This is a genomic window from Promicromonospora citrea (assembly GCF_013004695.1).
In the GTDB taxonomy this organism is placed as follows: domain Bacteria; phylum Actinomycetota; class Actinomycetes; order Actinomycetales; family Cellulomonadaceae; genus Promicromonospora; species Promicromonospora citrea.
Map to the genome: position 1 here is coordinate 1 of NZ_JABEMG010000158.1, position 9,097 is coordinate 9,097.

Annotated in this window: 10 protein-coding genes; 8 read left to right on the top strand and 2 right to left on the bottom strand. The window is 72.4% G+C overall.

Features of this window, described 5'->3' with window-relative positions:
* The coding region (locus HLB15_RS20625) for a peptidoglycan DD-metalloendopeptidase family protein (protein WP_171108179.1) at window positions 1-711 on the bottom strand (711 nt) is incomplete at its 3' end.
* Between the two features lie 473 nt (window positions 712-1,184).
* On the opposite strand from HLB15_RS20625, the gene rpsB reads away from it, so the two are divergent.
* The 7 genes from rpsB (at window position 1,185) to HLB15_RS20660 (ending at window position 7,336) form a co-directional block, all read left to right on the top strand.
* Window positions 1,185-2,111 (top strand): 30S ribosomal protein S2, encoded by a 927-nt coding sequence (rpsB, locus tag HLB15_RS20630; protein ID WP_171108182.1) that lies wholly within the window; start codon window positions 1,185-1,187, stop codon window positions 2,109-2,111.
* Between the two features lie 104 nt (window positions 2,112-2,215).
* Entirely contained in the window at window positions 2,216-3,055 is an 840-nt protein-coding gene (gene tsf, locus HLB15_RS20635) for a translation elongation factor Ts (protein WP_171108184.1), read from the top strand.
* 299 nt (window positions 3,056-3,354) lie between these two features.
* On the top strand, window positions 3,355-4,086 hold the full coding sequence (pyrH, locus tag HLB15_RS20640; protein WP_171108200.1) for a UMP kinase: 732 nt from the start codon (window positions 3,355-3,357) through the stop codon (window positions 4,084-4,086).
* Window positions 4,087-4,168: 82 nt separating this feature from the next.
* Entirely contained in the window at window positions 4,169-4,726 is a 558-nt protein-coding gene (gene frr, locus HLB15_RS20645) for a ribosome recycling factor (protein WP_171108186.1), read from the top strand.
* Window positions 4,727-4,776: 50 nt separating this feature from the next.
* Window positions 4,777-5,628: a phosphatidate cytidylyltransferase gene (locus HLB15_RS20650; protein WP_229785224.1), complete on the top strand. Its 852-nt coding sequence runs from the start codon at window positions 4,777-4,779 to the stop codon at window positions 5,626-5,628.
* Window positions 5,628-6,788 (top strand): dual-specificity RNA methyltransferase RlmN, encoded by a 1,161-nt coding sequence (gene rlmN / locus HLB15_RS20655; protein ID WP_171108191.1) that lies wholly within the window; start codon window positions 5,628-5,630, stop codon window positions 6,786-6,788. Before HLB15_RS20650 ends, rlmN begins: the two co-directional genes overlap by 1 nt.
* Window positions 6,789-6,793: 5 nt before the next feature.
* The gene (locus HLB15_RS20660; RefSeq protein ID WP_171108194.1) at window positions 6,794-7,336 is read left to right on the top strand and encodes a DivIVA domain-containing protein; all 543 of its coding nucleotides are present in this window, start codon (window positions 6,794-6,796) and stop codon (window positions 7,334-7,336) included.
* Between the two features lie 136 nt (window positions 7,337-7,472).
* Here HLB15_RS20660 and HLB15_RS20665 read toward each other — a convergent pair whose 3' ends face one another.
* Complete coding sequence (locus HLB15_RS20665) at window positions 7,473-7,874, bottom strand: MerR family transcriptional regulator (protein ID WP_171108196.1); 402 nt, start codon at window positions 7,872-7,874, stop codon at window positions 7,473-7,475.
* A gap of 61 nt (window positions 7,875-7,935) precedes the next feature.
* On the opposite strand from HLB15_RS20665, the gene HLB15_RS20670 reads away from it, so the two are divergent.
* Window positions 7,936-9,097: MFS transporter (locus HLB15_RS20670; protein ID WP_171108198.1), on the top strand; the 1,162-nt coding region annotated here is incomplete at its 3' end.

The following is a 9,097-nucleotide window of genomic DNA, read 5'->3' on the forward strand; positions in this document are numbered from 1 at the left end:
AACGCGGGGCGCAGTGGCCCGCAGCGCGGCGGGCCGACCGGCCACCCCGGCGCCCTCGACGGTGCCGACCACGGTCCCGGCGACGACGGCCGTCCCGGCCGGCACGCCGGCGGTCACCGGCTCGAGGCTCGAACGCAGGCCGTCCGGGTGGGTGACCACGACGACCCCGCGCCCGGCGACCCGCCCGGCGAACGAGACGACGCCGGGTCCGGGGGCCATGACGCCCGCGCCGACGGCGGCGGTCAGGTCGACCCCGCGGTGACCAGGGCCCCACTCGTGCTCCGGCGGGTCGAAGCCTCGCTCGACGCCGAGGGGCGGGTCGATGCCCGCGACAGGGGCCACGTAGCCGAGGCCGGAACCAGGTCCGGTGCCCTGCGGCGCCCCACCACCGTCGCCCACCACCCCGGACGACGTCGACCGGCTCGGCCGGTCCTCGTCGCGCGCTCCGCCCCCGGTGCCGCCCGAGCTCGGCCACACCCGCTCCGCCGTCGAGGCCGCGTCACGCCGCACCGCGACGTCGGGCCCGGACCGCACCGCCGCGGCGGGCCCCGGCGCCCACCCTCCGACCAGCAGCGCCGTGACCACCACCCGGGCGATCCGACGGCGTACGGCGTGACGATCAGGACGCACCGGGCGCGCCCTCTCGCCCGGCACGCAGGAGCGTCGCCCGGGCCCGTCCGCCTGGCCCACCGTCGGGGTGTCTGTCGTCATGTCCCGAGCATCACGTGCACCGCTCCCGCCGTGCCGGCGCGAGCGACGAGCCTGTGGACAGGTGCCTCGAAAGAGCCCCTGTGGTCACGCTCGAACCCGCTCCCGGCGGACGGGGCGTCCGCCCCGGTAGCGCGGGCGACGTCACAGTCGCGCACCACCCGCCGGAGTCCTCGGTGCGAGGGCGGGTCGGGTAGACTTCCACCCGCGACCGGCATGCACGTCCGTCCGGCAGTCCCAGGGTCTCGGCCCGGGGCGGCAGGCGGGGGAGCGCCGGTCGACACCGCGCGTCACACCGAGTCGCGTCCGGCAGCGGTCCGGCCCCCAGGGTCGGCGTCGGGCACGACGTGACGCCAGGGGCACCGAGCAGCAGTGGTGCCGATCCAACCCGACCGCGGCCCAGGGCATGTTCCGGGCCGCCTGAAATGCGTGCGGAACATCTGGGGCGATCCCGGTCCGCGCCGAAAGGACGTGTCATGGCCGTCGTGTCCATGCGCCAGCTCCTCGAGAGCGGTGTCCACTTCGGACACCAGACCCGCCGTTGGAACCCGAAGATGAAGCGCTTCATCTTCACCGAGCGCAACGGCATCTACATCGTCGACCTGCAGCAGTCGCTGCACTTCATCGACAGCGCCTACGACTTCGTCAAGGAGACGGTCGCCCACGGCGGCTCGATCCTGTTCGTCGGCACCAAGAAGCAGGCCCAGGAGCCGGTGGCCGAGCAGGCCGCCCGCGTCGGCATGCCGTACGTGAACCACCGCTGGCTCGGCGGCATGCTCACCAACTTCTCCACCGTGCACAAGCGCCTCCAGCGCCTCAAGGAGCTCGAGGAGATCGACTTCGACGACGTGGCCGCCTCCGGCCTCACGAAGAAGGAGCTCCTGGTGCTCCGCCGCGAGAAGGACAAGCTCTCGCGCACCCTCGGCGGCATCCGCGACATGGCCAAGGTCCCCTCGGCCGTGTGGATCGTCGACACCAACAAGGAGCACCTCGCCGTGGACGAGGCCCGCAAGCTGGGCATCCCCGTCGTGGCGATCCTCGACACCAACTGCGACCCCGACATGGTCGACTACGCGATCCCGGGCAACGACGACGCGATCCGCTCCGTCACGCTGCTCACCCGCGTGATCGCGGACGCCGCGGCCGAGGGCCTCATGCAGCGCCACTCGGGTGGCGGCAAGACCGGCGCCGAGGCGGAGACCGCCGCCGAGCCGCTGGCCGAGTGGGAGCGCGAGCTCCTGGCCGGCTCCGAGGCCGAGGCCGCTCCGGCCGCTGACGCTGCTCCGGCCGCCGAGGCCGCAGAGGCGACCGAGGCTGCTCCGGCCGCCGAGGCCGTCGCCCCGAGCGCCGAGGCCGCTCCGGCTGCCGACGCCGCGCCTGCCGAGGCCGAGACCGAGAAGTGACGCGCCGCGTCGGCCGGGTCCCGTCGTGGGACCCGGCCGACGCCCGCTCCTGAAGGTCGCACGACCTCCCACGAACATCACGACTGCACGGAGGACCACACACCATGGCGAACTACACCGCCGCTGACATCAAGGCGCTGCGCGAGCGCACCGGCGCCGGCATGCTCGACGTCAAGAAGGCGCTCGACGAGGCCGACGGCAACGCCGACAAGGCCATCGAGATCATCCGCACCAAGGGCCTCGCCCGCGCCGCCAAGCGCGAGGGCAACGCCACCTCCGAGGGCCTCGTGGCCGTCAAGGTCGAGGACACCGCGGACGGCCAGGCGGCCACCATGATCGAGCTGAACGCCGAGACCGACTTCGTCGTCAAGAACGAGAAGTTCATCGCGCTGGCCGACGCCGTCCTCGAGGCCGCTGCCGCCGCCGGCGCGACCGACGAGGTCTCCGCCGCCGCCGCGCCGTCGGCCGAGGGCACCGTCGCGGAGCTCATCGCCGCGCAGGGCGCCACGCTGGGCGAGAAGCTCGCGCTGCGCCGGGTCGCGCGCGTCGAGGGCCCGAAGGTCACGACCTACCTGCACCGCACGGCCAAGGACCTGCCGCCGTCGATCGGCGTCGTCGTCGTCACCGACGAGGCGGGTGCCGCCGTGGCCAAGGACGTCGCGCAGCACATCGCCGCGATGGCGCCGAAGTACCTCACGCGTGAGGACGTGCCGGCCGAGGTCGTCGAGAAGGAGCGCGAGATCGCGCTGGAGACCTCGAAGAACGAGGGCAAGCCGGAGGCCGCGCTGCCCAAGATCGTCGAGGGCCGCCTGAACGGCTTCTTCAAGGACGTCGTGCTGGTCGACCAGCCGCTGGCCAAGGACCCCAAGGTCACGGTGGGCAAGCACGTCGCCTCCGTGAACGGCTCGCTGACCTCCTTCGTGCGCTTCCGCGTCGGTTCCTGACGCATCCCGGTCGGCCCGGTCCGCGCTTCGGCGCGGGCCGGGCCGACCTGTACGCGGGCCGTCCATCCGGGCGGCCCGGCCGCCGGGACCCGCTCGGGAGCCGGCGAGGCTTCGATATCTTCGGTGGGACGTGGAGCTCCCGTTCCACGCCGCACCAGGGATCTCGAGGCCCGATCGGCCGCCTGCGCACCCCGCGGAGGTGGGCTGCCCGCCGGTCGGGCAGTATTCCGACCAGGGGCCAGTCCCGGTAGTGACGACCGAAGGGTGACGGACCAGTGAGTGACGAGGCGACCCAGACCATGGCGGTGGACGCGGACGGCAAGCCTGCCCGGCGCGTCCTGCTCAAGCTGTCGGGCGAGGCGTTCGGCGGTGGCAGCGTGGGGCTGGACGCCGACGTCGTGCGGCGTATCGCGAGGGAGATCGGCGTCGCCGTGCGCGACGGCGTGCAGGTCGCCATCGTGGTCGGCGGCGGCAACTTCTTCCGGGGGGCCGAGCTGAGCGTCGCGGGCATGGACCGCGCCCGCGCCGACTACATGGGCATGCTCGGCACCGTGATGAACTGCCTGGCCCTGCAGGACTTCCTGGAGCAGGCGGGCGTCAAGACGCGCGTCCAGACCGCCATCACGATGGGCCAGGTCGCCGAGCCGTACATCCCGCTGCGGGCGATCCGGCACCTCGAGAAGGGGCGCGTGGTCATCTTCGGTGCGGGGGCGGGCATGCCGTACTTCTCGACCGACACCGTCTCGGTGCAGCGCGCGCTCGAGACGCACTGCGAGCAGGTGGTCATGGGCAAGAACGGCGTCGACGGCGTCTACGACTCCGACCCGCGCCGCAACCCGGACGCCACGAAGCTCGACCACCTCACCTACACCGACGCGCTCGTGAACCGGCTCGGTGTCATGGACGACACGGCGCTGGCCATGTGCCGCGACAACGACGTGCAGATGCGCGTGTTCGGCATGGAGGGCGAGGGCAACGTGACCCGTGCGCTGGCCGGGGAGCCGATCGGCACGCTGATCACGGCCCGCTGAACCGCACGAACCTTTCGGTGACCGGGGCGAAGTGTCCGTAGAGTGGCCCCGGCACCACCCGTAGACGAATGAAGGAGCAGTGGTGATCGACGACACCCTCCTCGAGGCCGAGGACAAGATGGAGAAGGCGATCGAGGTCGCCAAGGAGGACTTCGCGGGCATCCGCACCGGGCGCGCCAACGCCGGGATGTTCAGCAAGATCATGGTCGACTACTACGGTGCCGCGACGCCGCTGCAGCAGCTCGCGTCGTTCAACATCCCGGACGCCCGTACCGTCATGATCGCCCCGTTCGACAAGGGCTCGCTGCCCGCCGTCGAGAAGGCGCTGCGCGACTCCGACCTGGGCGTGAACCCGGCGACCGACGGCAACGTCGTGCGCGTGGTGCTGCCCTCGCTCACGGAGGAGCGCCGCCGCGACTACGTCAAGCTCGCCAAGGCCAAGGCGGAGGAGTCGCGCGTCTCGGTGCGCAACATCCGCCGCAAGGCCAAGGAGGAGCTCGACCGCATCGTCAAGGACGGCGAGGCCGGCGAGGACGAGGTCGTGCGCGCGGAGAAGGAGCTGGACAAGCTCACCAAGAGCCACGTCGACCAGATCGACCAGCTGCTCGCAGGCAAGGAGAGCGAGCTGCTCGAGGTCTGATGCCCGCACCGCCCCCACAGAGAACAGAGCGAGACGACGCGCAGACCGCCGTGACCGCAGACCCTGAGCCCGCACCGGCCGCACCGGCCCCCCGGAAGTCGCGGGCGGGCCGTAACCTGCCCGCTGCGATCCTCGTCGGCGTCGGCCTCCTCGGCGTCGTCGCCGCCTCGCTGTACTGGCGGCCCGAGCCGTTCGTGCTCCTCGTGATCGGCCTGCTCTGGGCCGGTCTCTGGGAGCTGCGCCAGGCGTTCGCGCGCCGCGCGCTCCACCTGCCGATGGTGCCCCTGTTCGTCGGGGCCGCCGGCATGATCGTCTCGGCCTACCGCGGCGGTCCCGAGGCGCTGTTCGTCGGATTCGTGCTGACGGTCGCCGCGACGGTGGTGTGGCGGGCGCTCGACGGGTCCGGCCTCGCCGCCGTCCGCGACTCGGCCGCCGCCGTCTTCGCCGCCGCGTACCTTCCGTTCCTCGCGGGCTTCGTCGTGCTCATGCTCGCGCAGCACGACGGCGAGATCCGCGTGGTGCTCTTCATCCTCATGGCGGTCGCCAACGACACGGGCGGCTACGTCGCGGGCGTCCTGCTCGGCAGGCATCCCATGGCGCCGACCGTGAGCCCGAAGAAGTCCTGGGAGGGCCTCGCCGGCTCGATCGTGCTGGCCACGGCGGTGGGCGTGGTCGGAGCCGTCTACGGTCTGGGGGCGAGCCCGCTGATCGGCGTCGCGCTCGGCGTCATGACGGCCGTCACGGCGACGATCGGCGATCTCGCGGAGTCGCTCCTCAAGCGTGACCTAGAATTGAAGGACATGGGCTCATTGCTCCCGGGGCACGGGGGCGTGCTGGACCGCCTCGACTCGCTGGTCATCACAGCCCCCTTCGTCTATCTCGTGCTCTCGGTGGTCGCCTGATGAAAACTCCCCTCGCCCAGCCTGTCGTCCGTCCCTCGGACGAGACCCCGGCCATCCCGCTGCAGATGGCCCCGCGCCGCCGCGGCAAGCCGCCGCGCCACTTCGCCGACCTGACGCCCGCCGAGCGGGTCGCCTCGGTCGTCGAGGCGGGCGAGCCGGCGTTCCGCGCCAAGCAGCTCGCGACGCACTACTTCACGCACTACACGAGCGACGCGACACGCATGACCGACCTGCCTGCCCGCACGCGGGACGACCTGGCGTCGACCATGTTCCCGTCGCTGATCCGTCCCACACGCACGCTCAAGGCCGACGGCGGCACCACGGTCAAGACGCTGTGGCACCTGTTCGACGACGCCAAGGTCGAGTCGGTGCTCATGCGCTACCCGCAGCGCACCACGCTGTGCGTGTCCAGCCAGGCCGGCTGCGGCATGGCCTGCCCGTTCTGTGCCACCGGCCAGCTCGGGCTCACGCGCAACCTGTCGACGGCGGAGATCCTCGAGCAGGTCCGCGCGGCGTTCCGCAGCCTGGCCGACGGCGAGATCCCCGGCGGGCCGGCCCGGCTCAACAACCTCGTGTTCATGGGGATGGGTGAGCCGCTCGCGAACTACAAGGCGGTCATCGAGACCGTGCGTGCGCTGGTGGCGCCGCAGCCCGACGGATTCGGCATGTCCGCCCGCAACATCACCGTCTCCACGGTGGGCCTCGTCCCCGCGATGCAGAAGCTGACCAAGGAGGGCATCCCCGTGACGCTCGCCCTGTCGCTGCACGCGCCGGACGACGACCTGCGCTCCGAGCTCGTGCCGATCAACACGCGCTGGAGCGTCGACGAGGCCCTCGACGCCGCGCGGAACTACTTCGAGGTCACCGGCCGGCGGGTGTCCATCGAGTACGCGCTCATCAAGGACATGAACGACCACGCCTGGCGCGCCGACCTCCTGGGCGAGAAGCTCAACGCGCGCGGCAAGGGCTGGGTCCACGTGAACCCCATCCCGCTCAACCCGACGCCCGGGTCGATCTGGACCGCGAGCGACCGCGAGGTCGAGGACGAGTTTGTGGCACGATTGCGCGGTCACGGCATTCCGACCACGATCCGTGATACCCGCGGGAGCGACATCGACGGCGCCTGCGGGCAGCTTGCGGCTGAGGAGGACGACGAGTGAGTGGGATGTTCAACACCGTTCCCAAGTTCCGCACCGGGTACGACAAGGACGAGGTCGACGAGTTCTTCGAGCACGCCCGGCAGGCCTACGAGGGACGGACCGCGGAGAGGCTGACGAGCGCGGACATCCAGGCGTCCACGTTCGACCTCACGCGGGGCGGCTACAACACGCACGAGGTGGACGCAGCGCTCGACCGCCTCGAGGCGGCGTTCATAGCGCGCCAGCGCGCCGAGTACGCGTCGGCGCACGGTCAGCAGGCATGGATGAACGCGCTCGCCGAGCGCGCGCGGTCGCTGTACCCGCGCCTGGGCCGGCCGGACGGCGAGAAGTTCGCGCCGGCCGACCGAGGGGCGCAGGGCTACGACAAGGACGACGTCGACGACCTGTGCGACCGGCTCGTCGGCTACTTCGACCGTCAGGAGCCGCTGACGGCAGGCGACATCCGCTCGGCGACGTTCGGGCGGGCCCGCGGGGCGAACGCCTACGACGAGGCGTCGGTGGACGCGTTCCTGAGCCGCGCGGTCGAGGTCCTGCTAGGCGTCGAATAACCCGGCCCGCCGAGGTAGTCACTCGGCGAGGTAGACACGTGGCGAGGTAGACACGTGGCGAGGTAGTCACTCAGCGCGCGCCGGGTGACTACCTCGCTGCATGTCTACCTCGCCACGTGACTACCTCGCCACGTGTCTACCTCGGCAGGGGGGTGGGTGGGGCGGGGGTGTCTCGGAGGAGGATCTCGTGCTGCGTGGCCATCAGGAAGTCGCGGATGGTGTCCCGGCTCCTGGTCAGGCAGTCGATCCGGGCCTGGACGCCCACGAGCTCCTCCGCGAGCTGGGCGGCGACCTCGCGAGGGCAGGTCGGGTCCTTGCGCTCCGCGGCGTCCTCGGCGTCGAGCAGCACCTTGACCAGCCGGGTCGGGATCCCCGCCTGGACCAGCCCCGCCACGCGGTCGACCCGTTCGACGTGCTGCTCCGTGTAGGCCCGGTACCCGTTGGCGGCGCGGTCGGCCACGAGCAGGCCCTGCTGCTCGTAGTAGCGGATGAGACGGGGGGACACTCCCGTACGGGCGGCGAGCTCACCGATCTTCATCGATCGCCTTCGGATCGATCGCTTGACCTTGACATCAGTGTCAAACTCTAGCGTGGCGGGCATGGAGACCTCACGCCTCGCCCCCGCCCCGCGCGACGTTCGCCCTGACGGCCTGCCGTGGCCGTCCCTGCTGGTCCTCGGCTCGGGCACTCTGCTCATGGTCACCGCCGAGATGCTGCCGACGGCGGTGCTCGGCCCGATGAGCGCCGGCCTCGGCGTCGCCGAGTCGAGCACCGGCCTGCTCGTCTCGGTGTGGGCGGCCGTCGTGGTGGTGCTGAGCTTCCCGCTCGTGCGGCTCACCCGCCGGTGGGAGCGGCGCGCCGTGATCGCGGGCGGGCTCGCCGTGCTCGCGCTCTCGTCGGCGTTGACGGCGCTCGCACCCGTCTACGCCCTCGCGGTCGGCGCGCGGCTGCTCGGTGCGGCCGCCGTCGGTCTGCTGTGGGCCACCACGAACGCGTACGTCGCCGACCTCGTTCCCGACCGGCTGCTGGGCCGCGCGGTCGCCGTCGTCCTCGGCGGCGCCACGCTCGGCATGGTGGTCGGCACCCCGCTGGCCCGCCTCGTGGCCGACGTCGCCGGCTGGCGCACCGCCTTCGGGGCCCTGGCCGTGCTGAGCCTCCTCGGCGCCGTCGCGGTCCGTGCGGTGGTGCCGCGGGCGGTGGCCGCGGCGGGCGGTGCGCCCGGAGCCGGCACGACCCCGGGGGCGCTGCCGCGGGCGACGCGTCTCCTGATGGTGACCGGACTGGTGGCGCTCGTCCTGGTCGGGCACTACGGCGCGTACACCTACGTGACCCGCCTGGCGGAGACGCCCGCGCAGCTGCTCCCCGGGGGGATCAGCACGCTGCTGCTGGTGTTCGGGCTCGCGTCGGCCGCGGGGGTCGCGCTCGCGGGACGCGTGGGCGAGCACAGCGAGCGCGCGCTCGTCGTGAGCGTCGCCGCGACGGCGGCCGCTCTCGCGGGTCTTGCCGTGGCCGACGCCGCACCCCTGCTCGGCGTGGTGGTCGTCGCGGCGTGGGGTGTGGTCTCCGGCGGGATGCCGCCGTTCGCGCAGACGCTGATCCTGCGCCTGGCGGGTCCCGAGCGGCGCGCGTTCGCCGGTGCCCTCATCCCGGTGCTGTTCAACGGCGGCATCGCGGTCGGGGCCGCGCTGGCGTCGTCGGTCGTGGCGACGGCGGGCCTGGCGGCCGTGCCACCGCTCGCCGCCGGCGTCGTCGCGGTGGCGG